Source organism: Streptomyces dioscori, from assembly GCF_003024195.1.
Lineage (GTDB): Bacteria > Actinomycetota > Actinomycetes > Streptomycetales > Streptomycetaceae > Streptomyces > Streptomyces dioscori.
In genome coordinates this window covers 545641-569462 of sequence record NZ_KZ679039.1, presented here as the reverse complement: position 1 = coordinate 569462, position 23822 = coordinate 545641, and the positions used below count along the sequence as shown (strand labels likewise).

The following is a 23822-nucleotide window of genomic DNA, read 5'->3' as shown; positions in this document are numbered from 1 at the left end:
GTGATCCCCTCACCGACGCCTGCGAGGTGAGCTGTCGGGTTCGGGCCGAGTGAGTTGCCCGGCCGCGCGACACTGCTGTCACGCGGCTTAACCCCAAGCCGTGCCCGGCCATGACGACCGGGACCGGCACTTACCTGGGTCCCCCGCTCCTGCCTACGGCGCTTTACGCGACGACTGTTCCCGTACGGCCGTTGGCAGGATTCGGCGTGCGACCGTCGGGGCTCACCAATGGCGAGCGGTCACGACCGTAGACACGGGCCGCGCCGAATTTCAAAGACGATCAGGGGTGTTGAGATCCATGTCTCAATTCGCCAAATCGGACATTCAACGCGAACTACCGCTGCTTTTCGCCCGATTCGGCGCCTTGGTCACTACTTGCTCGATACCGCTCAGCCGTCGACCGCGAGGCGCTGACCGGGGATGATGAAGTTCGGGTCGGAGCCGATGCTGTCCTTGTTCGCGGCGTAGAGCTCGCTCCATCCGCCGTCGACACCAAGGGAGTCGGCGATGCTGGAGAGAGAGTCCCCGGAACGGACCGCGTACGAGCCCTCGTCGGCGAGGACGCGTGAGGTGCTGTCGCTGCGCGAGGCGTGCCGGCCGGCGTAGTCGTCCGCGCGGGGGGCCATGTCGACCTCTTCGGCGCTGCCGCCCCGGTGACGGCCGGAGCTGTCCGCGGCCGCGTCGGCCGAAGCGTCGTCGTTCTGGGACGACTTGTCCGAGTCGTCACTCTTCGCCTTGGTATCGGCGGACGAGCTGTCCGTTCTCTGTGCGTCCGAGGCGGAGTCGTCGTCGGACTTCGAACCGCTGTCCGCGGACGAGTCGGACTTCGCGCTGTCGCTCCCCTTTGTCGCGTCCGCGTCCGCCGACGGGCTCGCGGAGTCCTCGGCGAGGCCCGTGTCGACGTCGGCGGAGTCGGAGTCCTGCGTCAGACCGGCGACCAGACCGCAGGTCACCCAGGCGCCCGTCCCCTGGTCGGCGAGGATCTTCTCGGCGACGGCTATCTGCTGCGAACGGCTGGCCTGGTCGGCGCTCGGCGCGTAGTCGAGGCCGCCGTTCTGCTCCCAGGTCTCCTGGCTCACCTGGAGGCCGCCATAGAGCCCGTTGCCGGTGTCGGCGCTCCAGGAGCCGCCGCTCTCGCACTCGGCGACCGCGTCCCAGGTCGTACCGCTTGCGGCACTCGCGCCGCTCGCGCCGAGCAGGGGGATCGCGATGGCCGATCCGGCCACGCCGGCGGCGACGAGGAGCGCCGGGGCCTGGCGGGGGCGACGATGACGGCCGTTCCCGGAGAGCATGCGATTGCCTTTCGCGTGACAGCAAGGAATACGCACGGGGCACGGCGGAAAGCCGTGCTCGTGACTGCTGCGACGGGCGGACCTGCCGCATTGATGGGTGAACGTAGCGGCACTCGAACTCTTGTCACAAGTCGGTGCAGCGTAGATAACGTGAAGATCACAGAGTTGACGGAGTCTCACCTTCCGTCGCCTTCGGTGCTACGGCCGCCATGACTTCGGTCGACTTCCGTCAAGACTTCGCGACCGGGGTGAACTCCACCGGAAGCGTGCGCAATCCACGCATGATGAGCCCGCCACGCCACCTCAAATCGGCCGAATCTCCCGCCAGTTGCAGGTCGGGCAGCCGGGTCAGCAGCGTGGCCAGCGCGGTCTGGCCCTCCAGCCGGGCGAGGGGCGCGCCCAGGCAGTAGTGGATGCCATGGCCGTAACCGAGGTGTTGGTTGTCACGGCGGGAGAGGTCGAGGGTGTCCGGGTCCTCGAACCGGTCGGGGTCGCGGTCGGCCGCCGCGAGCACGACGAGTACGGGGTCACCGGCGGCGATGTCCTGCCCGCCGACGCTGAGCGGTTCGGTGGCGAACCGCCAGGTGGCCAGCTCCACGGGCCCGTCGTAGCGGAGCAGTTCCTCCACGCCGGTCGCGAGCAGGTCCGTGTGACCGGCGGCGAGGGAGTCCTGGAGCCGCCGCCGCTGTCCGGGATGGGTGAGCAGGGCGTAGGTGCCGTTCCCGATGAGGTTCACGGTGGTCTCGAAACCGGCGAACAGAAGGATGAAGGCCATCGCCGCGGCCTCGTTCTCACTGAGGTGCTCGCCGTGGTCGGAGGCCCGGATCAGACCGGAGATCAGGTCCTCGCCCGGCGCGGGCACGTCCGTGAGTTCCTGGCGCTTGCGGTGGATCAGTTCGGCGAGGTAGCCGCGCATCTTCTTGACCGACCGGGCGACGCCTCCCCTGGGCCCGCCTCCGTGCCGGATCATCATCCCGGCCCAGTCGCGGAAGTCGTCCTGGTCCTCGCGCGGGACGCCGAGGAGGTCGCAGATCGCGTAGATGGGGAGCGGGAAGGCGAAGTCGTGGATGAGGTCCGCCTCCCCCTTCCCGGCGAACCCGTCGATCAGCTGGTCCGTCAGCTCCTGCACCCGGGAGCCGAATTCGGCCACCCGCCGGGGTGTGAACGCCTTGCTGACGAGCCGCCGCAGCCGGGTGTGGTCCGGCGGGTCGATGTTGAGCAGGTGGGTCATCAGCTCGGCCTTGCGCTCGCCCGGGATGCCGGTCCTGCCCTTCGCGTGCTCGGTCCCGTCGTGATGGGCGGGGTTCTTGCTGAGCCGGCCGTCGGCCAGCGCCTGCTTGGCATCCGTGTAACGGGTGACGAGCCACGCCTCCACCCCGCTGGGCAGCTTCGTCCGATGCACGGGAGCGTGCTCACGGAGCCAGGCGTACGCCGGGTAGGGATCGGTGGCGAACTCCCAGCTGAAGAGTTCGGGGACGGGCTGTCCCGTGGTCGGCGCGGGCGGCTGTGCAGGCGTTTCGGTCACTCCTCGACGGTATCGGGAGGGGCGGCCGGGGCCCGCCCGGTGTCCTGGCGGCCCGCGCCCACCCTCCCGCGCCGACCGCGACTGCGAGTGCTTTACGTGGTTGATGCCGGGCTGTCCGTGAATGTTCCCTCTCTTGACTGTCCGCCTCTCCGGCTATCTACATTCGCGAGCGTGGACCCCGAGATACTCCGGACCAGTTTCGCGGTCGTCGAAAGGCGGGCCGAGTTCGCGCTCACGTACTTCTACTCGCACCTGTTCTGGCACCACCCCGATGTCCGCGCCCTGTTCCCGCTGGACTCCCCCGAGGACAAGGAACGCCAGCGGGACCGGCTGTTCACCGCCCTGGCGCTCGTCGTCGCCCGTCTGGAGGGGCCGGAACTGCACGCGTACCTGCGGGAACTGGGGCGGGACCACCGGAAGTACCTGGCGCGCCCCGAGCACTACACGGCCGTGGGAGACAGCCTGATCGCCGCGTTCGCCGCCGTGTCCGGGTCGGCGTGGAGCGCGGAGGTGGAGAAGACCTGGGGCGAGGCGTACGCGCTGGTCACGGACGCCATGCTGGAGGGCGCGGGCGAGTCGGAGAGCCAGGGGCAGCCGTCCTGGTGGGACGCCGAGGTCGTCGGCCGCACCGGGCCACCCGGGTGCGCGGGGCGCACCGGACGCGCCGGGCACGGGGACGATCTGGCCGTGCTGACGCTCCGGCCGGACCGGCCCCTCCCCCACCTTCCCGGCCAGTACGTGAGTGTCGGCAGCCCCCGGGTCCCGGGCGTGTGGCGTCCGTACTCCGTCGGCAACGCGCCCCGCTGCGACGGCACCCTCGATCTGCACGTCAGCCTCGTCCCGGGCGGCGCGCTGTCGCCCGAACTGGTCCGGCGCACACGGGAGGGCGATGTCCTGCGGCTCGGCGCGCCGGGCGGCCGGCTGACGCTCCGTACGCCCGTGGAGCGGCCCCTCACCTTCATCGCGGCCGGTACCGGGTGGGCGCCGGTGAAGGCGCTGCTGGAGCAGTTGGGGCGGGCGCCCGGCGCGTACGACGAGGCGCGGCTCTTCGTCGTCGCCCGCGATGTGGCACACCTCTACGACCGGGCCGTGCTCGACGGGCTGCGCACGCGGGTGCCCTGGCTGGACGTCACCGTGCTCACGCCCGCGCCGGGGCGGCCGAGGGCCCAGGCCACGGAGCGGTTGCTGACGGCTCTGGGGAACCGGGCGAACTGGGCTCGGCACGATGTGTATCTGGCGGGACCGCGGGGGTTGGTCGCGGAGATCTCCGCGGTGCTTCCCGGGCTCGGGGCGGAGCCGTCTCGGGTGTTCTTCGACGAGCTCCCGGCGACGGGGCGGTCCCCCGCTCGCGAGCGGGGGGTGGGGCCGGGGGCCTGGTTGCTGCGGCGGCCCCGTCCGCGGTGACGCTCCGCTAGGGGTGGTGTGTTGTCTGCGGGTGCGTCGTGGCTGGTCGCGCCGTTCCCCGCGCCCCTGGAAGGCGGGGCTGCGCCCCGGCCTTGTGCGTCGGGCTCAGGACTCCGTTGCTCGTATGGCGTCCCGGTAGGTGCGGGCGGCTGCTCTGAGGGATGCTTCCGGGTCCACGCCGGACTCCTCCGCGCGGGCGGCCAGGGCCAGGAGTTCGTAGCCGATTCCCTCGCCCTGGGGCAGGGGGGTGTCCAGGCCGGCCGTGCGCGCGCGGGAGGCCAGTTTGGCGGCCAGGGCCAGGGCGGGCTGGCCGAGCGGGACGCCCTCCGTGACCGACGTCCGCTGCTTCTCCTCGGCCTTGGTGCGCAGCCAGTGCTCCTTGACCTCCTCCGGTGTGGAGGCGGTCTCGTCGCCGAACACATGCGGATGGCGGTGGATCAGCTTGGTGACGATGCCGGCCGCGACGTCGTCGATGGAGAAGGGCTCCGAGCCGTCCTCCGGGCTGCCCTCCTCGGCGATCCGGGAGTGGAAGACGACCTGGAGCAGTACGTCGCCCAGCTCCTCGCGCAGCTCGTGCCGGTCGCCCTCCTCGATCGCCTCGACCAGTTCGTACGCCTCCTCGATGCCGTACTTGGCGAGGCCCTTGTGGGTCTGCTGCGACGACCAGGGGCATTCGAGGCGGATGCGGTCCATCACCTGGACTAGGTCGAGGAGACGGGCGCCCGGGAGGTCGTACGAGGCGGGGAGCAGTTCGAGGTCGGGCATCCGGACGCGACCCGAACCGGCCAGCCAGGCCAGGCCGTCGGTCAGGCGCGGTTCGCCCTCGCCGGTGGCGACGACGGTGACCGTACGCCCCCCTGCGCAGGCGTCGACCAGCTCCTGGGCGTCGGGCGCGGTCTCCTCGACCTCGATGCCCGCCTCGCGCAGATACGGCAGCTGCGGATGGGCGCCGTCCGCGCACAGGACGCGGTCGGCGCCGTGCAGCGCCTGCCAGGCGGGCCAGGACAGCAGTCCGGGCGCGACACGGTGGCTGGTGGTGAGCAGGACGATGCGCCCGGGGCTGGATGCGTTCACCCCTCGAACGTAACCCACGCCACCGACATCGAGGTCACGCCCTGTGGACGGGGCGGATCCGTGACGGTCACGCCGGCTTCTGGCTCGCCGCCACCGTGATGTCGCGTACCCACGGGAGCTTGGCGTCGACGCGGCTGCTCTTCTCGACGTCCCAGCTGCCGTACCGGGGGTTCAGGTCGACGTCCAGCTTCTTGGAGGCGTCGGACAGCGCCTTCCAGAAGGCCGGCTGGCTGGTGTCCGTACCGAGTGCGGCGGCGAGCTTCTGGGCCTCGATCTGGACGCGGAGGTTGTCGTCGAGCCGCTCGGGCGGCACCCCGTACTGCTGGAGCCAGCTCACCTCCAGGGCCTTCGCGCCGCCGGCCTGCTGTTCCAGTCCGGTGCGGGCCTGCTGGATCTCCTTGCGGGTGACGCTCACGTCCGCGTCGTCGGCGGCGCGGTGCAGCACCCGGTCGAGGACCATGCCGTGCAGGGTGTCGCGGGTGAGGCCGCCGGACTTGGAGATGGCCTGCTCGTACTGCGCCTCGCCCGTGGTGGCGGCCCGCTGCGCGGAACGTACCTCGTTCACCCGGTTCTCCAGCTGGGAGACCGTGATGCGGTCGTCGCCGACGACGGCCGCGGCACCGGGATGCGCGTCGCTGCCACAGGCGGTCAAGAGGGGGGCCGCGGCGGTGAGCGCGGCGGTGAGCAGGAACGCGGTGCGACGGCGGCGGTGCAAGGAAAACCTCCTGTAGGAGATTGTGCGACGGTGCACAAAGTCTTGCGGTGATCGATGTTAGGCAGGGGACCGGCTCTCGGCCACCCATTCGACCCAACGATTCGCCTGGACTTCGGGCACCGTCACATCGGGCACCGTCCCACGCGCGCGTGGTTCAGCCGCGGACCTGGCCCAGCCACTGCAGGGTCCGGCCGATGTCGCCGACGAGCGGATGGCCGGGGCCCCGCAGCCGTTCGACGTCGTACCGAAGCCGGGCCAGTGTGTCGTGGGCGGCGGCCCGGTCGCCGAGCGCGAGGAGCAGATGGCCGATGCGGCGGCGTACCTCGAAGGACAGTTCGGCGTCCTGGGCGACGTACTGGTTCTCGTAGTACGGCAGCAGCGCGCGGTACTCGGCGAGGGCCGCCGCCGGTTCGCCGAGCTGTTCGAGGCACTGGGCGGCCTCGTAGCGGAAGCGCAGGGACTGCGGGTCGGCCTGGCCCGCCTCGGTGGCGCGTTCGTCGGCGAGGCGGCGCAGTTCGGGCAGGGCGCGGCGGTACTGGCCGTCGTCCATCAGCGTGGCCGCGTACTGCTTGCGCAGGGTGCGGACGACCGGTGAGTGCTCACCGTGCTGGGCGGCGGCTGCCGGGAGTATCTGGCCGAGGATGTCGACGGCCTGGGTGATGCGGCCCTCGCCGAGGAGCCGCTTGACCTCGTCGACGGCTCCCGCGACATCGGGCTTCTCGACGGCGGGCGAGGCCTGCGGCTGTGCCGCGGGGGTGCGGGCGCGGTCCGGCCAGGGGGCGTGCGGGCGCAGGAAGGGGCGCGTGGGGTCGAGCGGCCCGCCGGACGGGATCCCGCGCGCGGGGAGCAGCGGCAGCAGTTGCTCGTACGTCTCCTGCGCGGAGTCGGGGCGGTGCTGGGGGTCCTTGGAGAGCAGTCGCAGCACGAGGGCTTCGAGCGCCTCGGGCACCTCGGGGCGCAGCCGGCGGACCGGCAGGGGCGGCTCGTAGAGGTGGCGGTGCAGCACGCCGAGGGCGGTCGATCCGGAGAACGGCACGTCCCCGCTGAGCAGTTCGTGCAGCAGCACGCCGAGCGCGTACAGGTCGGTGTACGGGCCGACCGCGCCGCCCATCGCCTGCTCGGGGGCCATGTAGGCGGGCGATCCGATGGGTGAACCGGTGTGCGTGAGGCGGGTGGTGTCGGTGTCCATCACGGACGCCACGCCGAGGTCGAGGACGGTGACCGTGCCGTCCTGCTTGATCATCACGTTCCGCGGTTTGAGGTCGCGGTGGACGATCGGCACGGCGTGCACGGCGGAGAGCACGGCGCACAGTTGCGCGGCGACCGAGACGGCCCACTGCCACGGGTAGGGGTCGTGCTCGGCGAGGTGGTCGGCGAGGTCGGCCCCGTCGACGTACTGCATGACGAGGAACAGTTCCTCGCCCTCGCTGCCCGCGTCGTGGACCGTGACCAGGCCGGGGTGGTCGACCTGCGCGGTGACACGGCACTCGCGCACGAAGCGGCGGCGCAGCTCGTCGGCCTCCTGGCCCGCGACCTTGTCGGGCCGCAGCAGCTTCACGGCGACCCGCCGGTCGAGGCGCTGGTCGTACGCCGTCCACACCTGGCCCATGCCGCCCTGCCCGATGAGCGTGGACAGTTCGTAGCGCCCGGTGATCACCCGCCCCGACGCCACGGTCACCTGCCGTCCTCGTGCTTACGGAGATAGTCGCTCAGCTCGTCGAGCTCGGCGCGCACCTGGTCGATCCGGGCGGGCGCGGGGCGCTGCGGCGGCGGGGTCGGAGTCGGCGCGGAGGACGGGGGCCGGGGTGTCGGAGCCATCTGCGGCACCGGCGTGTGCGGTCCGGTCGCGGCGGCGTACGGGGGCTGCGGGTAGCCGTAGGTGTGCGCCGGGAGCTGCCCGCCGCCCGCGTACGTCCGGTGGGCGTACTCCAGTGTGTGGAAGTGGCGGATCTCCGCCGCGAGGTAGTACGAGATCGCGGGGACGAGGGAGCCGACGAGCAGGGCCAGGCCCGTCCATCCGCCCGGGGTGTGGATCTCCTCGCCGGGCTCGGTGCCGATCAGGACGAGACCGAGTGCCTCGGCCGCGAAAGTGGCCACCAGGAGGCCCCAGTCGAGCGATTTGCGGGTCACGAGCGCCAGGCGCAGCATCATCACCCAGCCGAGCAGGCCGAAGCTGCACACGGCGATCCCCACGAAGAGCACACGCAGGAGGACCAGCAGCCCGGTCGGGGGTGGCGGCTTCACCGGCAGCGCGGGGCCGTGGCCTTGCATGGTTGCTCCTGGAAGCCTGATGGGGACGGACGGAGTAGGGACGTACAAGTGCGGAGTCCGAGCGTATAGGCCGACAAGGACAACTGGTCCAGGGTTGTACCGAACCGTTGTCGGGCTGGTCACCGCGTCCGTCCCACGGGCCTCAGCCGGGCTCGACCGTGCCGTCCGTCAGGCCGTCGTACATGCCGCGGACCAGCTGCTCACCGAGGCGTCCCGCGAGCCGCAGCGTCTCCTCGAACTCGGCGAGCGCGCGGAAGCGTTCGCCGTAGACACGCTGCTGTTCCAGGGGCAGCCGGGGCAGTTGGAGGCGGCGTACGTCGAGCCGGGTCGCGGTGGACGCGTAGCTGCTGGCCTGGCGGTTGTTGGCGGTGCCCCGCAGGAAACCGGCGAGGAACCACGGGTCGAGCGCGGCCGGGTCGGGCCGCAGCAGCACGAGGTTGCGGCCGAGGGCCGCGCCCGCGGTCGCCTCGTCGACCACGCGTGCGACGGAGCCGCCGCCGAGCACGGGCACGACGACGTCCCCCGCCTCGGTGAGCTCGGCCTCCTCGTCGCTCTCGGGCAGCGACCCGGAAGGTGCCGCTCCGGCGAGGACGTCATGGTCGGTGAGGACGGGCACACGCGCGTGGCCGCCGTTTCCTCCCGTACGCAGCTGGAGTGCGCCCCCGCGCGCGAGTTCGCCGATCGTGGTGAGCGGCCGGCGGACGGGCGGGCGCGGCTCGACGGGAGGCGGGGTGAGACGGTCGGTCAGCCGGAGGGTCTCGCCCAGGCTCCGGCGCACGTCGGTCAGTTGCTCCGCGCCGCCGTCGGCCGCGGAGGGCGGCAGATGGCGGGCCGGGGCCAGGTCGACGTCGTCGTCGAGGAGTTCGATGACCGGCACGCAGCGGCTGAGACCCGGCTGCTCCGCCACGGTGCCGGTGCGGTCGAAGGGACGCCAGGCGTCGAGGACGGCGGTGCGCACGGCCTGCCAGTCGAGGCCGCCGCGGCTGTCCGCGGTGTACACGCCCGTGTCGGCGAGGAGCACCTCGGGCTGCGCGGTCTGTGCGCCGAGGGCGGGCCTGCGCAGCACCCACAGGTGCAGGGGGAGGTTGTACGGGGGTGCCGCGCCCGGCGGCAGGGCGATCACCGCGCGCAGGGCGCCGCGGCGCAGCAGATCGGCGCGGATACGGCGGCCCGAGCGGCGGGACGCGGCGGCGGGCGGCATCAGGAGGACGGCGACACCGCCTTCCCTGAGGCGGGCCAGCGCGTGCTGCACCCAGGCCAGTTCCGATTCCGTACGGGCCGGGAAGCCGTACTCCCAGCGGGGGTCGTAGGCCAGTTCGTCGTGCCCCCAGTTGCGCTCGTTGAACGGCGGGTGGCACACGACGGCGTCGGCCCGGAGGCTGTTGAACGCGTCCTCGCGCAGGGTGTCGGCCGCCGCGGTGCGGACCACGGCGCGGGTGTGGAGGGCGAGGCGCAGTGCCGTCAGGGCCGCCAGCTCGGGTGCGCTGTCCTGGCCGTCGAGGTGCTGCTCCTCGGGGGCGGACGTGCCCTGTGCGGCCGCCACCGCGCGCAGCAGGGCGCCGGTGCCGCATGCCGGGTCGAGGACGGTGGTGGCCGGTCCGGCGAGGTCGGCCATCAGGGCGGCGAGGCCGGGCGGCGTGAGCGTGTACTGCCGGGGGTTCGCGTCGAGGTGCCGGCCGAGCAGGAACTCGTACGCCTTGCGCGCGTCCAGTTCGGCGGCGAGTTCGGCCGCGGCGCGCAACAGGGGTGCGGACGCCCGCAGTCGGTCGGCGGTCGGTGTGGCGACGGCCCGTTTGCGGATCGCGCCGAAGCGCGGGGTGAGGACCTGGTCGAGGGGGGCGGGCAGCAGTTCGGCGAGGCGGGCGTCGGAGCCGGCGCTCACCTCCAGCCAGACCGTGGGCCGGTCGTGGACGAGCAGGAGAGCGCAGCCGACGTGGATCAGTGCGGTGACCGGGCCGTGCGGGTGTCCGGCGACCTGCTGCCAGACGCGCTCGCGCAGGGGGACCTCGGCCAGTTTGCCCTGGGCGCGCAGCCAGTCCTCGATCTCGGTGAGCGCGAAGGAGGGGCTGGTCTCGGTGCCGCCGACGGGCTTGGGGAAGTCGGCGTGGCGGCGGCGCCAGTTGCTGACGGCTGCGCGGCCGACTCCGGCGAGCCGGGCGATCCCGGCCGCGGTGACCTCTGTCCCGTTCTCCTGCACCCGCTCAACTCCCGTCGTCCGGTGTGACGTCCGTCCGGTGCGACGTCCGTCCCAGGTGTGGCGTCGAGCATAACGACGTAGGCAAGGTCTACCCATTCACGGCCGTGTACACAACCATCCCTGTGAACCGTGTTGACTCGGTTCACAAGCTCTGCTGTGATTGACCCACCACCTCGACTTTGAAGGAAACCGTCATGCGTCGCACCGCACTTGCCGCCCTCTGCCTGGCCGCCGCGGCCACCGCCTCCCTCACCGGGTGCCTGCCCGGCGAGGACAAGGCCGACAGCAAGCCGAAGGGCCCGTTCGCCGGGCTGACCGGCGGTGAGATCGCCGACCGGGCCGTGGAGGCCACCTCGAACGCCTCGTCGCTGCGCATGAAGGGCGACATCGTCGACGACGACGGCAGCCGCATCGACCTCGACATGGCCCTCGACAAGAAGGGCCGGTGCGCCGGCACGATGAGCGCCGACGGCGAGGGCGAGGCCCAGCTGATCATGACCGGCGACACCCTCTACATGAAGTACGACGAGAAGTTCCTCCGCGCCCAGGACGAGGACGCGCCGAAGGAGGAGACGGACGGCGTGGTGGCCATGCTGGCCGGCAAGTGGACCAAGATGTCCGCGAAGGGCTCGGACGCCAAGGAGATCGCCGGCTTCTGCGACCTCGACACCGTCCTCGCGGACTTCCAGGACGTCAGCTCCGACGCCACCCGCGGAAGGACGACCACGGTCGACGGCACCCCGGCGATCGTCCTGCACGAGAAGGACGGCAACGACACGTACACGCTGTCCGTCGCCACCGAGGGCAAGCCCTACCTGCTGAAGGTCGTCAGCAAGTCCGCCAAGGACCCGGGCACGGTCACCTTCGGCGACTTCGACACACCGGTCCCCGCCGAGACCCCCGAGGGCAAGATCCTCGACCTGGACGCGCTGGGCGGCTGACAGGCTCCGGAGGCCCGGCGCGAAGGCCCGGCGCGAAGGCTCAGCGCGAAAGCCCGGCGAGAGAACCCGGCGAGGCGTGCCCACGGGGGGGCACGTCTCAAAGGGCGTGCCGTACCCATACGTTGGGCTCGACGTACACCGCGTACCCGAGCGCCGGCTCGCAGTGCACCGGCACCAGCGCGCCGGGCACCTCGATACGGCCCTCCTTGTCGAACGGCAGCCCCGTCCACTCCCGCCACTCGTCCAGCGACGCGGCGACGGTCATCGACGCCGGTGCCACCGCCTCGATGCGCCCGCCCGCCCTGACGTGGACCCGCAGCCACGGGTCGTGCGGCAGCCCGTCCTCGCGCGTCCGGAACGCGTACTCCTCCATCGCCGCCCACGGTTCTCTATGCTTCGCGCTCGGCCGCACCGGCGCGACGACCTCGCCGAATCCCCTGGCACGGGCGTTGTCGCGCATCGCCGAGAGCATCCGCGCCGACAGGCCGGTGCCCTGGGCGTGCGGGGCGACGACGATCGAGATGGCGCTGACGGTGTCGGGCGCGACGCCCTTGCGCAGGTCACCGAACGCCCACACCAGCACCTCGTCCCAGCCCCGGGCCGGCAGCACGCCCGGACCCTCGTCCCCGAGGGCGAACGGCACGCTGTAGGCGTGCGCGACCACGTCACCGCCCTCGTCCTCGGCGAACAGCACGTACTCCGGCAGTTCCCCGGCGATCCGGCCGTAGTGCGCGTTGCCGACGAGGTCGTTGCGGATGAACTCGGGCCAGGTGTCGGCCATCCCCACCACCGCGTCGTACATCTCCGGACGCTCGGCGAGGCTCGCGATTCTCAGCACCATGGCGGACACGGTAGGCACCGCACCGGCCCCGGTGAAACCGCTTTTCCGGCACGGAACCGCCTCGCACGGAGCGCCTCCGTCAGTCCGCGTGGAACCGGCTCGGCGCCCGCGTCGGTGTCCCGCCCGTGGGGAGCTTCTGCCCCGGGCAGGTGGCCAGCACCTTCTTCATCGCGGCCTTCTCCGCGTCGGTGACCCACAGCTCGTACTTCTTCTTCACGGCCACCTGCCGGGCCACGTACGTGCAGCGGTACGCCTTGTGCGGCGGGAGCCAGGTCGCGGTGTCCCCGTCACCCTTGCTGCGGTTGCGTCCGGCGTCGACGGCGAGGAGGTTCAGCGGGTCGTTGGCCAGCGCTATCCGCTTGCTCGCGTCCCATTTCCCGGCGCCCTTCTGCCAGGCGTCCGACAGGGCGACGAGATGGTCTATGTCGACCTCGCTGCGCCCGCCGCGTATGAAGGTGACGTCCGTGTCGGTGTACGGGTCGGGATCGAGCGTCCCCGATCGCACGCTGCAGTCGCCGTCGCTGAACGTCACCTCCTTCAAGTCGCGTTTGAGGATGTCGTCGCGGGTGTCGCAGCCGTTCGAGTCGGTGTCGGCCCAGGCGGTGCCGAACTTGTCCCGGTCGTAACCCGTCTTGGGCGCCCGGCCTTTGACGGTCAGTGAGTCGACCGCGGTGAGGGCCGCTCCGCCCGCGGCCGCCGGCTCCTGGGGTCCGGCGGCACCGGTCGTCTCCGCGGTGCAGCCGGTCGCGGCGAGCAACAGGGCCGCGACACCGGCGGTCCTGGTCCAGAACGTCACGGGCGCTCCTTCTTCTTACCTGCCCTGCCCGCCCCGGGAGGGCGGTCTTCCTTCATCTCACCGTACTGGCCCGGTGGTTGGGAGAGAAGGCGCGAAAGGTACGTATGGTTACTTTGGTGAGCAAGTGGCGCACAACCGGCGCGACGGAGGTGGTGCGCACCGTGCGCACCCCTCATCAGCCGCCGGTGAGGCACCCTCGACTCCCGGAGACCGGCTGTCCCGGATCGCGCCCCTCACACGTTCCCGTCGCACCTTTCCGACGCCCGGCGTCGAGGTTCTACGACGTCCTGCGCCGTCCTGCGCCGTTCTACGACCCCAGAATCGAAGCCAGGAACTCGCCCGTCCACCCCAGCAGTTCCCGCCCGACCAGCGGCTTGCCGCCGACCTTCGCCGTCTTCGGGCGCGGGACCAGGACCTGGTGGGCGGACGGCTTGATGACGGTGCCCGGGTACAGGCGCTGGAGCCGCAGTTCCTGCGACTCCCGCAACTCCACCGGTGCGAAGCGGATGTTGTTGCCCTGGAGGACGACCTCACCCACCCCGCACGCGCGCGCGAGCATCCGCAGTCCGGCGACCAGGAGGAGATTCTCCACCGGCTCGGGCAGCTTCCCGTACCGGTCGACGAGTTCCTCGCGTACGGCCTTGATGTCGTCCTCGGAGTTGACCGAGGCGATCGCGCGGTAGGCCTGCAGGCGCAGCCGCTCGCCCGGCGCGTAGTCGTGCGGGACGTGCGCGTCGACCGGGAGCTCGATCTTGACCTCCAGGGGCGCCTCCTCCACGACACCGCCCTCCATGGAGGCGCGGTAGTCCGCGACCGCCTCGCCCACCATGCGTACGTACAGGTCGAAGCCGACTCCGGCGATGTGGCCCGACTGCTCGCCGCCCAGCAGGTTTCCGGCGCCGCGGATCTCCAGGTCCTTCATGGCCACGTACATGCCCGCGCCCATCTCCGTGTGCTGGGCGATGGTCGCGAGGCGTTCGTGGGCGGTCTCCGTGAGCGGCTTCTCCGGCGGGTACAGGAAGTAGGCGTATCCGCGCTCGCGGCCACGGCCCACCCGGCCGCGCAGCTGGTGCAGTTGCGAGAGGCCGAAATTGTCGCCGCGCTCCACGATCAGCGTGTTCGCGTTCGAGATGTCGATGCCCGACTCGACGATCGTCGTGGAGACGAGGACGTCGAACTTCTTCTCCCAGAAGTCGACGACGACCTGCTCCAGGGCCTGTTCGGACATCTGGCCGTGGGCGGTGGCGATCCGCGCCTCCGGCACGATCTCGCGCAGCCGGGCGGCGGCCCGGTCGATCGACTCGACGCGGTTGTGGATGTAGAAGACCTGGCCCTCCCGCAGCAGCTCCCTGCGGACCGCCGCGCCGATCTGCTTCTGCTCGTAGGGGCCGACGAAGGTCAGGACCGGGTGGCGTTCCTCCGGCGGGGTGGTGATCGTCGACATCTCGCGGATGCCCGTCACCGCCATCTCCAGGGTGCGCGGGATCGGGGTGGCGGACATGGTCAGGACGTCCACGTTCGCGCGCAGCTTCTTCAGCTGCTCCTTGTGCTCGACGCCGAACCGCTGCTCCTCGTCGACGACGACCAGACCCAGGTCCTTGAACTTGGTCTCCGAGGAGAACAGCCGGTGGGTGCCGATGACCACGTCCACGGAGCCCTCCCGCAGCCCCTCCAGGGTGGCCTTCGCCTCGGTGTCGGACTGGAAGCGCGACAGGGCCCGTACGTTGACGGGGAACTGCGAGTAGCGCTCGCTGAACGTCCCGAAGTGCTGCTGCACCAGCAGGGTCGTGGGCACGAGGACGGCGACCTGCTTGCCGTCCTGGACCGCCTTGAAGGCCGCGCGGACCGCGATCTCCGTCTTGCCGTAACCGACGTCGCCGCAGATCAGCCGGTCCATCGGGACCGTCTTCTCCATGTCGTCCTTGACCTCGGCGATGGTCGTGAGCTGGTCGGGCGTCTCGGTGTACGGGAAGGCGTCCTCCAGCTCGCGCTGCCACGGCGTGTCCGCGCCGAAGGCGTGCCCGGGGGCCGCCATCCGGGCCGAGTACAGCCTGATCAGGTCCGCCGCGATCTCCTTGACGGCCTTCTTGGCGCGCGCCTTGGTCTTCGTCCAGTCGGCGCCGCCGAGGCGGTGCATGGTCGGGGCCTCGCCGCCGACGTACTTGGTGATCTGTTCCAGCTGGTCGGTGGGGATGTAGAGGCGGTCGCCGGGCTGGCCGCGCTTGGCGGGCGCGTACTCGACGACGAGGTACTCGCGGGTCGCGCTCTGCACGGTCCGCTGGACCATCTCGATGTAGCGGCCGACGCCGTGCTGCTCGTGGACGATGTAGTCGCCCGTCTCCAGCGTCAGCGGGTCGATGCTCTTCCTGCGGCGGGCCGGCATCCGGGCGCCGTCCTTGCCGGCGGCCTTCTGCCCGGTGAGGTCGGTCTCGGTGAGCACGGCGAGTCCGAGCGCCGGGTCGACGAATCCGTAGTCGATCGAGCCGCAGGACACCTGCACGACCGAGGGGGTCAGTACGCCGAGGTCCGACTCCAGGCGGGCCGCGATGCCCTCGCCGCCCAGCACCTCGACCGTGCGGGCCGCCGGGCCGTGCGCCTCGGTGACGAAGACCGTGCGCCAACCGTCCGCGAGCCAGCCCTTGGTGTCGGCGAGGGCCTTCGCGGTGTCGCCGCGGTAGGTCTCGGGGGCGTGCATCCCGAGCTTCAGGGTGTCCGCGTCACCCGTAACGTCCGTTTCGTCCGCCGCGAACTGCGACACCGACCACCACATCATGTCCAGCTCGCGGGCCCGCTCCCGGACGTCCGCGATGGACCAGAGAGAAGCCGCGTCGACGTCGATGGGGGCCTCGCCGCCGCCCGCCGTCGCCGCCCAGGACGCCTGCAGGAACTCCTGCGAGGTCGCCACCAGGTCGGAGGCGCGCGTACGCACCCGCTCCGGGTCGCACACCAGCGCCATGGAGCCCTCGGGCAGTACGTCGATCAGCAGCTCCATGTCGTCGACGAGGACCGGAGCGAGAGATTCCATGCCCTCGACCGCGATGCCCTCGGCGATCTTGCCGAGCAGCTCGCCCAGCTCGGGGTGCTCCTCCGCCAGCGCCGCCGCCCTGGCCCGTACGTCGTCCGTGAGCAGCAGTTCACGGCAGGGCGGCGCCCACAGTCCGTGCTCGGCGACCTCAAGGGACCGCTGGTCGGCGACCTTGAAGTAACGGATCTCCTCGACGTCGTCGCCCCAGAACTCCACGCGCAGCGGATGCTCCTCGGTGGGCGGGAAGACGTCCAGGATCCCGCCGCGTACGGCGAACTCGCCGCGCTTCTCCACCAGCTCCACCCGGGCGTACGCCGCTGCCGCCAGGCCCTTCACGATGTCGCCGAGGTCGGCGCTCTGGCCGGTCCGCAGGGCGACCGGCTCCAGCTCGCCCAGGCCCTTGACCTGAGGCTGGAGGACCGAGCGCACGGGAGCGACCACCACGGAGACCGGCCCCGTCTCCGGGTCGTCGGGGCGCGGGTGGGCGAGCCTGCGCAGGACGGCGATCCTGCGGCCGACCGTGTCGCTGCGGGGGGAAAGCCGCTCGTGGGGCAGCGTCTCCCAGGACGGGTACTCCACGACGCTGTCCGGCGGCAGCAGCGAGCGCAGGGCCGCCGCCAGGTCCTCGGCCTCGCGGCCGGTGGCGGTGACCGCCAGGACCGTACGGCCGGCCTCCCTGGCCAGGGCCGCCACCGCGAAGGGCCTGGCGGCGGGCGGGCCGACCAGGTCCACGTGCATGCGGTTGCCGTCGCCGGCGGCCTTCACCGCTTCGGTGAGTGCGGCGTCCTTGACGACGGCGTCGAGCAGACCGTGCAGGCTCATGAAGGGTTTCCGTCCGAGGATCCGAGGAGCTGGGGCAACGCGAGGTGCCCGACACGTCTGACGGGCCGGGGGTGTCCAGGGTACGACGCCGGGGTCCTCCCCGCCCGCCCCTGTGGACGACGGACGACCCCTCGCCCCCGCCGCCCCTACCCTCCCCCAGTCTCGGCTTCGCTCGACCGGGGGGACCCCCATCGTCACCGCATGGGGGCTGCGCCCCCTCGCCCCCCTTTGCGCAGTTCCCCGCGCCCCTAGGTACCGAGGGGCGCGGGGAACTGCGCGGCCAGCCACATTCGGCCCGCACCCGTCTTCGAGGGGCGCGGGGAACTGCGCAATCTTTTGGACCCGCCCCCACCCGGCCGCACCACACCAAAAAGCCCGGTGCCCCCGAGTCCGAGGACTCGACGGCACCGGGCTCCCCCCGTTCCCTCAGCCGGCGGCAGCTAATCCGTCGCGATGGCGTTCAGGACATTCATCCGCCCCGCCCTGAACGCGGGGACCAGCGCCGCGAACAACCCCACGAACGCCGAGCCGATGAAGACTCCGATGATCGTCGGCCAGGGGATGTCGAGGACCTTCAGGCCCTCCAGGGCCAGGAGCTTCTGGGCCGTTGCGCCCCAGCCCATGCCCAGGCCGAGACCGAGCAGCGCTCCGAAGAGGGCGATGACGACCGACTCCAGGCGGATCATGCGGCGCAGCTGCCGGCGGGAGAGCCCGATGGCACGCATCAGGCCGATCTCGCGGGTCCGCTCGACGACCGAGAGGGCCAGCGTGTTCACGACTCCCAGGACCGCCACGACGATCGCGAGGGCGAGCAGGCCGTAGACCATGTTCAGGAGCTGGCCGATCTGGTCCTTGAGCTGCTGCTTGTAGTCGGTCTGGTCACGGACCTGGTACTGCGGGTACGCGTCCAGGGACTTCTTCAGCGACGCGTACGCCGTCTTCTCCTGGCCGTCCTTGGCGGTGGCGAACATCATGTCGTTCGGCGGCATCTTGTCGGCCGGGACGTAACTCTTCAGCGTGGTGATGTTCAGGTAGCGCGAACCCTTGTCGAGGGCCGTGTCGTCGTTGGTGATCGCCGCGACCTTCAGCTTGGCGGTCTGTCCGCCCTTGAAGGCGACGGTCATCGTGTCGCCGACCTCGACGCCGTGCTTCTCGGCGTAGAGGGAGCCGACCGACATCGCGTTCTTGCCGTACGCCGCCGCCAGGTCGCCGGAGAGCGTCTCGCGGCGCAGGTCACTGGCGTACGTCGGGTCCGCGGCCGTGACGTCGGTGTCCTCGGTCTTCCCGTCGGGCGAGGTCAGCTTCGCCTCGACGATCTTGTAGCTGGTGACGTGCTCCAGGCCGGGTGTGTCCTCGATGGCCTTCTGGGCCTGCGGGACGATCCGCTGGTTGCCCTGGACGATGAAGTCCGTGCCGACCGACTTGTCGAGTTCCTCCGTCGCGGAGGCGACCATCGAGGAGCCGACCACGGAGAGGCAGGCGACCAGCGCGAGGCCGATCATCAGGGCCGCTCCGGTGGCGCCGGTGCGGCGCGGATTGCGCAGGGCGTTGCGTTCCGCCAGGCGGCCGACGGGGCCGAAGCCGCGCAGCAGGACCGCGCTGAGGGTCCGGACGACACCGCCGGCGAGCAGCGGGCCGATGATGACGAACCCGATCAGCGAGAGCACCACACCGATGCCGAGCATCGATGCGCCGTCGCTCGCCTTGTCGGCGCCGGCCGCCGTGTAGAGGGCGGCGCCGCCGGCACCCGTGAGGAGCAGGCCGATGATGCCGCGGATCCAGCCGGCCTTGCCGTCGGCCGGCGTACCGGCGTCGCGCAGTGCGGCCATCGGGGAGACCTTGCCGGCCCGGCGGGCGGGCAGGTAGGCGGCGAGGACGGTGACGACGACGCCGAGGACCAGGCCGATGACCGGGGTGGTGGCCTTCACGGTCAGGTCGTCCGTGGAGAGGTTCATGCCCGCCATCGACATGAGCTTCATGAGGCCGACCGCGATGCCTACGCCGGCGGCGACGCCCAGGATCGAGCCCACGACGCCGAGGAACAGCGCCTCGATGAGCACGGACCGGTTGACCTGCTTGCGGGAGGAGCCGATGGCTCGCATGAGGCCGATCTCCCGGGTGCGCTGGGCGACCAGCATCGAGAAGGTGTTGATGATGAGGAAGATGCCCACGAGGAAGGCGATTCCGGCGAAGCCGAGCATGGCGTACTTGATGACGTTCATGAACTCGCCGATGCCTTCGCGGCTCTCGTCCGAGTACTCCTTCTGCGTCTGGATCTTGAACGTCCCGTCGGCCGCGGTGAGCTGCTTCGACACGTTCTGCTTGAGCTGGGCGTCCGTCACCCCGGTGGCGGCCGTGACGTTGATGTGGGTGAACCGGCCGGTGGCGCCCAGCAGTTCGCGCTGCGCGGTGGCGGTGTCGTAGTAGACGACGGCGGCACCGGGGTTGGTGATCTTGAAGGTGGCGATCCCGACGATCTTCGCCTTGAAGTCACCGGTGACGGCTATGGTGCGCAGCTCGTCACCCATCTTGAGGTGGTGCTTGTCCGCGGTGTCGGCGTCGACCATCACCTCGGTGGGTCCGCGCGGGGCGTGCCCGGAGGTGATCTCCATCGAACGCAGGTCGTTCTTCGTCCAGTTGCCCGCGATCGTCGGGGCGCCCGTGCTGGACCCCATGTTCTTGTTGTCGCTGTTGACGACGGTCACGTTCATCGAACTGACGGCGCCCTCGGCGGACTTGGCGCCCGCCGCCTTCCCCGCCCGCTCGACGGCCGAGGCGGGCATCGATTCCGGCCTGCCGTTCTGCGGGGTGTCGTCGGCCTCGGCCCCCTTCGGGGAGACCGTGACGTCGGGCGAGGTCGTCGCGAAGAGCTTGTCGAAGGTGGTGTTCATGGTGTCGGTGAAGACGAGCGTGCCGCACACGAACGCCACCGACAGCAGGACGGCGACGGCCGAGAGGGCCATGCGTCCCTTGTGCGCGAAGAAGTTGCGCATCGAGGTCTTGAAGACGGTCATGACGTGCGCCCCCGGGCGTCGAAGTCCTTCATGCGGTCGAGAACGGCGTCGGCGGTCGGCCGGAGCATCTCGTCGACGATCCGGCCGTCGGCCAGGTACAGCACGCGGTCCGCGTAGGAGGCGGCGACGGGGTCGTGCGTCACCATCACGATGGTCTGGCCGAGTTCGTCGACCGAGCGGCGCAGGAAGCCCAGTACCTCGGCGCCGGCGCGGGAGTCGAGGTTCCCGGTGGGCTCGTCACCGAAGATGATCTCGGGCCGGGCGGCCAGGGCGCGGGCCACGGCGACGCGCTGCTGCTGGCCGCCGGAGAGCTGGTTGGGCCGGTGCTTCAGCCGGGAGGCGAGCCCGACCGTCTCGACGACCTGGGCCAGCCAGGCCTTGTCCGGCTTGCGGCCCGCGATGTCCATCGGGAGCGTGATGTTCTCCAGGGCGCTCAGCGTCGGCAGCAGGTTGAACGCCTGGAAGATGAAGCCGATCCGGTCCCGGCGCAGCTGCGTGAGCTTCTTGTCCTTGAGCTTCGTGATCTCGGTCTCGTCCAGGTAGATCTGCCCGGAGGAGACGGTGTCGAGGCCGGCGAGGCAGTGCATCAGGGTGGACTTGCCGGACCCCGAGGGGCCCATGATCGCGGTGAACCTGCCCCGTGCGATGTCCACGTCGACCTGGTCCAGGGCGACGACACGGGTCTCACCGGACCCGTACGCCTTGACGACCTGCCGTGCCCGCGCGGCAACGGCCGTACGCTCTCCAGTGCCCCCGTGCCTGGGAATGGTTACAGCCGATGTCACGGTATGTCTCCTAAGTCGGCCACTGACAGGTCAGCGACGGTCTGCGGTTGTCTTGAGTGTCTGCGGTGGCCCGCGTCGAGCGGTCGAGCCCTGCTGGTGCGCCGTGCGGTCGAGCTCTGCGAGTAGGTCGTGCGGTCGAGCCCTGCGAGTACGTCGTGCGGTGCGGCGGTGCGGTCACGCCGCCCGGTCACAGCCATAAGTCTGGTGGTCGAGGGTGGTCCCCCGCGCTGGTGCCCAGCGCAGTCTTGTACGGGGGAAAACCCCACCCCCGAAGGTGCGGGACACCGCCCTGAGCACCGCCCTCAGCCCCCCCCTCAGCGGCATAAAGCCAGGTTAAGGACGACACCCGTACCGTCTCGTCCTCCGCCGGGACGAACCCTCCCCGAGCCGTAGTACGGAGGTTCCCCTAGGGGCTGTCCACCCGTCGGTGGAGTCCCCCTCAGGGATGCCTCCACCTTCCGGCCCTCGGAGCATCCGCCCTCCCGCGACGTGAGGCTCAAGTGGGAGAGTGGCCACGGCAGATAGGTGCAAGGGGAAGGAATCCTGTGGGCCAGGGGGACACCGAGATACCGGCCGTCACGGAGGACGGGCCCGCCGCGGCGCGGGCCGGGGCCAGGAACCGCCGGGCCGTCGTCGCCTCCCTCATGCTCTGCATGGGGCTGGCCGCGCTCGACTCGACGATCGTGTCAACCGCCGTTCCGCAGATCGTCGGCGACCTCGGCGGCTTCTCCGTCTTCTCGTGGCTGTTCTCCGGCTACCTGCTCGCGGTGACCGTCACCCTGCCCGTCTACGGGAAGCTCTCCGACACCTTCGGCCGCAAGCCGGTCCTGATCGCCGGTTCGATCCTCTTCCTGCTCGGCTCCCTGCTGTGCGCGCTCGCCTGGAACATGGCCGCGCTGATCGCGTTCCGGATCGTCCAGGGACTCGGCGGCGGCGCCCTCCAGGGGACGGTCCAGACGCTCGCCGCCGACCTCTACCCGCTGAAGCAGCGCCCGAAGATACAGGCGAAGCTGTCCACGGTGTGGGCCACCTCGGCGATCGCGGGCCCGGCGATCGGCGGACTGCTCGCCTCGTACGCCGACTGGCGCTGGATCTTCCTCATCAACCTGCCGCTCGGCGCGGTCGCCCTGTGGCTGCTGGTCCGCCACCTCCACGAGCCCCAGCGGGCCGCCCCCGCGCGCCGCCCGCGCATCGACTGGGCGGGCGCGCTCACCGTGTTCGCCTGCGGCGGCGTGCTCCTGACGGCCCTGGTGCAGGGCGGGGTGGCCTGGCCGTGGCTGTCGGCGCCCTCGATGGCGCTGTTCGGTACGGGAGCCGGGCTCATCGGCGTGCTCGTACTGGTCGAACGCCGGGCGGCCGAACCGATCATCCCCGGCTGGGTCTGGCGCCGCCGCACCATCGCCGCCGTGAACCTGGCGCTCGGCGCGCTGGGCCTGCTCATGGTCGCCCCGACCGTCTTCCTGCCCACGTACGCGCAGTCGGTGCTGGGGCTCACCCCCGTCGCCGCCGGATTCGTGCTCTCCGTCTGGACGTTGAGCTGGCCGGTGTCGGCGGCGCTCAGCCAGCACGTGTACCGGCGCATCGGCTTCCGCAGCACGGCCATGCTCGGCATCGGCACGGCCACACTGATCCTGTTCGCCTTCCCGTTCCTGCCGTATCCCGGCGCGGCCTGGCAGCCCGCCGCCCTGATGCTCCTGCTCGGCGGGGCGCTCGGCCTCTTCCAGCTGCCCCTGCTCATCGGGGTGCAGTCGACGGTCGACTGGGCGGAACGCGGCACGACCACCGCGTCCGTCCTCTTCTGCCGGCAGACCGGCCAGACGGTCGGCGCCGCGCTCTTCGGCGCGGTCGCCAACGGCGTACTGGCCGCGAGGCTGGGCGGCGCGGGCGACCTGGACTCGGTGACCGCGTCCCTGGAGTCGGGGGCGCCGGCGGAGCACGTACGCCGGGCGGTCGCCGAGGCGGTGCACGCCGTCTACTTCGGCGCGGCCGGCGCGGCGGCACTCGCCTTCCTGGTCCTGCTGTTCGTGGCCCCGCGCCGCTTCCCGGTGCTGCAGAACCCCGGGGACTGAGGGTCAGCCGGCGTTCCGGGATCGCGGGTCACTTCTCCCGGTCGAACCAGGCCGTGGTCTCCGGCAGGAACAGCAGCACCATCACGGGCAGTCCGAGCGCGATGCGCACGGCGGCGTCCAGGAAATCCCCGGGCGCCGTGGCGCCGAAGGCCTGGTTGAACGACCCCAGGACGACGAACAGCATGACGACGAACGTCGTGAGCCGGGTGCCGTTGCGCGCGCCGCCGTCATAGGTCAGCGCGAGCAAGGCGCACACCCAGACCAGGAACCACGGCGCGATCATGTCACCCACCCCGTAGGACGACAGCCCGCCGGACAAGGCGAGCATGACGACCAGCCCCGCGAACGCCGACGCGAAGAGGAACAGTTGGGCCGAGCGCACCTGCCACGGCATCACGAGATCCGTCGTACCACTCATTGCTCTCCGTTCTGATCAGGAATTTCCCTGGCCGGCACCATCCGTACTGCCGCCCAGGTGCCGGCGTCGTGGGTGCGCCACACCGAGTCCCGCCGGCGTCGAGTTGTTCGATCGACTCGACGCCGACGGGACATCCGCTCGTATCGCGGACTAGGCCGAAAGTGCCCGTACCGCCTCGTGGTGGGAAACGCCCGGCGCCAGTTCGTTCATTTTCCCGAAGAAGACCAGGCCGGCCTTCTTCAGTGCGCGTACGAACTCCTCGGCCGGCGCGCTCGCCCTCTTTGTCTCCGCACCTGCCTTCACCGTCACCAGGACGCGGGTTCCCGTGGTCTCGAAGGACAGCTTGATCGGCTGGTCGGGGAAATGGGTCTGCGCGTGGCCGGAGGAATGCAGCTGCGTCACCATGTCGGCGATGTAGGCCCACAGCTGGTCGACGTAATCCCATTCCTCCAGTCCGATGACCTCCTGTCCGTCGACGGTCAGCCGAATGGCACCCTCGACATAGTCGAGGTCCGCAGGCGCCGAGGTGCAGGAGGCCACCGGCACGAAACCGCCGTCGGCGCCTCTCAGAAACGTGTCGATCTCGATCATCGCTTGTATTCCCTGGTCGGTCACTGGTGAGTCGTCGGTCAT

17 protein-coding genes and 1 riboswitch are annotated in these 23822 nt (G+C 71.0%); of the genes, 3 read left to right on the top strand and 14 right to left on the bottom strand.

Annotated features, from left to right (window positions below; translation table 11 throughout):
• Position 1 precedes the first annotated feature (1 nt).
• Positions 2–171: riboswitch (cyclic di-AMP (ydaO/yuaA leader) on the bottom strand.
• A 218-nt stretch (positions 172–389) separates the two neighbouring features.
• Complete coding sequence (locus C6Y14_RS07150) at positions 390–1292, bottom strand: LysM peptidoglycan-binding domain-containing protein (protein WP_107015641.1); 903 nt, start codon at positions 1290–1292, stop codon at positions 390–392.
• A 229-nt stretch (positions 1293–1521) separates the two neighbouring features.
• Entirely contained in the window at positions 1522–2817 is a 1296-nt protein-coding gene (locus C6Y14_RS07145) for a cytochrome P450 family protein (protein ID WP_107015640.1), read from the bottom strand.
• Positions 2818–2988: 171 nt separating this feature from the next.
• Between C6Y14_RS07145 and C6Y14_RS07140 the strand changes: the two genes are divergently transcribed.
• On the top strand, positions 2989–4221 hold the full coding sequence (locus C6Y14_RS07140) for a globin domain-containing protein (RefSeq protein WP_107015639.1): 1233 nt from the start codon (positions 2989–2991) through the stop codon (positions 4219–4221).
• Between the two features lie 105 nt (positions 4222–4326).
• Here the strand turns inward: C6Y14_RS07140 and C6Y14_RS07135 are convergent, their stop codons facing one another.
• From C6Y14_RS07135 to C6Y14_RS07115, 5 genes are all read right to left on the bottom strand, one after another.
• Positions 4327–5313 carry a nucleoside triphosphate pyrophosphohydrolase gene (locus C6Y14_RS07135; RefSeq protein WP_404828725.1) on the bottom strand — a complete coding sequence of 329 codons (987 nt, stop codon included), beginning with the start codon at positions 5311–5313 and terminating at the stop codon, positions 4327–4329.
• Positions 5314–5362: 49 nt separating this feature from the next.
• A complete protein-coding gene (locus C6Y14_RS07130) occupies positions 5363–6010 on the bottom strand; it encodes a SurA N-terminal domain-containing protein (RefSeq protein WP_107015637.1) in 648 nt (215 codons plus the stop codon).
• Between the two features lie 154 nt (positions 6011–6164).
• Complete coding sequence (locus tag C6Y14_RS07125) at positions 6165–7646, bottom strand: serine/threonine-protein kinase (protein WP_263973030.1); 1482 nt, start codon at positions 7644–7646, stop codon at positions 6165–6167.
• Positions 7647–7684: 38 nt separating this feature from the next.
• The gene (locus tag C6Y14_RS07120) at positions 7685–8281 is read right to left on the bottom strand and encodes a hypothetical protein (RefSeq protein WP_107015635.1); all 597 of its coding nucleotides are present in this window, start codon (positions 8279–8281) and stop codon (positions 7685–7687) included.
• A 142-nt stretch (positions 8282–8423) separates the two neighbouring features.
• Positions 8424–10478 carry an N-6 DNA methylase gene (locus tag C6Y14_RS07115; RefSeq protein WP_107015634.1) on the bottom strand — a complete coding sequence of 685 codons (2055 nt, stop codon included), beginning with the start codon at positions 10476–10478 and terminating at the stop codon, positions 8424–8426.
• A gap of 194 nt (positions 10479–10672) precedes the next feature.
• Between C6Y14_RS07115 and C6Y14_RS07110 the strand changes: the two genes are divergently transcribed.
• Complete coding sequence (locus C6Y14_RS07110; RefSeq protein WP_107015633.1) at positions 10673–11419, top strand: hypothetical protein; 747 nt, start codon at positions 10673–10675, stop codon at positions 11417–11419.
• 97 nt (positions 11420–11516) lie between these two features.
• Here the strand turns inward: C6Y14_RS07110 and C6Y14_RS07105 are convergent, their stop codons facing one another.
• The 5 genes from C6Y14_RS07105 to C6Y14_RS07085 all read right to left on the bottom strand — a co-directional run bounded on the left by C6Y14_RS07105 (position 11517) and on the right by C6Y14_RS07085 (position 20702).
• Positions 11517–12260: a GNAT family N-acetyltransferase gene (locus C6Y14_RS07105; RefSeq protein WP_199854654.1), complete on the bottom strand. Its 744-nt coding sequence runs from the start codon at positions 12258–12260 to the stop codon at positions 11517–11519.
• A 79-nt stretch (positions 12261–12339) separates the two neighbouring features.
• Positions 12340–13056 carry an HNH endonuclease family protein gene (locus C6Y14_RS07100; protein WP_107015631.1) on the bottom strand — a complete coding sequence of 239 codons (717 nt, stop codon included), beginning with the start codon at positions 13054–13056 and terminating at the stop codon, positions 12340–12342.
• A gap of 307 nt (positions 13057–13363) precedes the next feature.
• On the bottom strand, positions 13364–16903 hold the full coding sequence (mfd, locus tag C6Y14_RS07095; protein WP_107015630.1) for a transcription-repair coupling factor: 3540 nt from the start codon (positions 16901–16903) through the stop codon (positions 13364–13366).
• Positions 16904–17343: 440 nt separating this feature from the next.
• Positions 17344–19917, bottom strand: a complete 2574-nt coding sequence (locus C6Y14_RS07090; protein WP_107015629.1) for an ABC transporter permease — start codon at positions 19915–19917, stop codon at positions 17344–17346.
• The gene (locus C6Y14_RS07085) at positions 19914–20702 is read right to left on the bottom strand and encodes an ABC transporter ATP-binding protein (protein ID WP_107015628.1); all 789 of its coding nucleotides are present in this window, start codon (positions 20700–20702) and stop codon (positions 19914–19916) included. The genes C6Y14_RS07090 and C6Y14_RS07085 overlap by 4 nt, the downstream gene beginning before the upstream one ends.
• 545 nt (positions 20703–21247) lie before the next feature.
• Here C6Y14_RS07085 and C6Y14_RS07080 point away from each other — a divergent pair.
• Positions 21248–22771, top strand: coding sequence for an MFS transporter (locus tag C6Y14_RS07080; RefSeq protein WP_404828724.1), 1524 nt, complete (start codon positions 21248–21250; stop codon positions 22769–22771).
• 28 nt (positions 22772–22799) lie between these two features.
• Here C6Y14_RS07080 and C6Y14_RS07075 read toward each other — a convergent pair whose 3' ends face one another.
• Complete coding sequence (locus C6Y14_RS07075; protein ID WP_107015627.1) at positions 22800–23189, bottom strand: hypothetical protein; 390 nt, start codon at positions 23187–23189, stop codon at positions 22800–22802.
• Positions 23190–23339: 150 nt separating this feature from the next.
• Entirely contained in the window at positions 23340–23822 is a 483-nt protein-coding gene (locus C6Y14_RS07070; protein ID WP_159074188.1) for a hypothetical protein, read from the bottom strand.

Bases quoted from the DNA above. Each gene is read 5' to 3' on its own strand.
- C6Y14_RS07090 (WP_107015629.1), bottom strand. From the start codon at position 19,917: ATGACCGTCTTCAAGACCTCGATGCGCAACTTCTTCGCGCACAAGGGA.
- mfd (WP_107015630.1), bottom strand. From the start codon at position 16,903: ATGAGCCTGCACGGTCTGCTCGACGCCGTCGTCAAGGACGCCGCACTC.
- C6Y14_RS07075 (WP_107015627.1), bottom strand. From the start codon at position 23,189: ATGAGTGGTACGACGGATCTCGTGATGCCGTGGCAGGTGCGCTCGGCC.
- C6Y14_RS07150 (WP_107015641.1), bottom strand. From the start codon at position 1,292: ATGCTCTCCGGGAACGGCCGTCATCGTCGCCCCCGCCAGGCCCCGGCG.
- C6Y14_RS07120 (WP_107015635.1), bottom strand. From the start codon at position 8,281: ATGCAAGGCCACGGCCCCGCGCTGCCGGTGAAGCCGCCACCCCCGACC.
- C6Y14_RS07070 (WP_159074188.1), bottom strand. From the start codon at position 23,822: ATGACCGACGACTCACCAGTGACCGACCAGGGAATACAAGCGATGATC.
- C6Y14_RS07105 (WP_199854654.1), bottom strand. From the start codon at position 12,260: ATGGTGCTGAGAATCGCGAGCCTCGCCGAGCGTCCGGAGATGTACGAC.
- C6Y14_RS07110 (WP_107015633.1), top strand. From the start codon at position 10,673: ATGCGTCGCACCGCACTTGCCGCCCTCTGCCTGGCCGCCGCGGCCACC.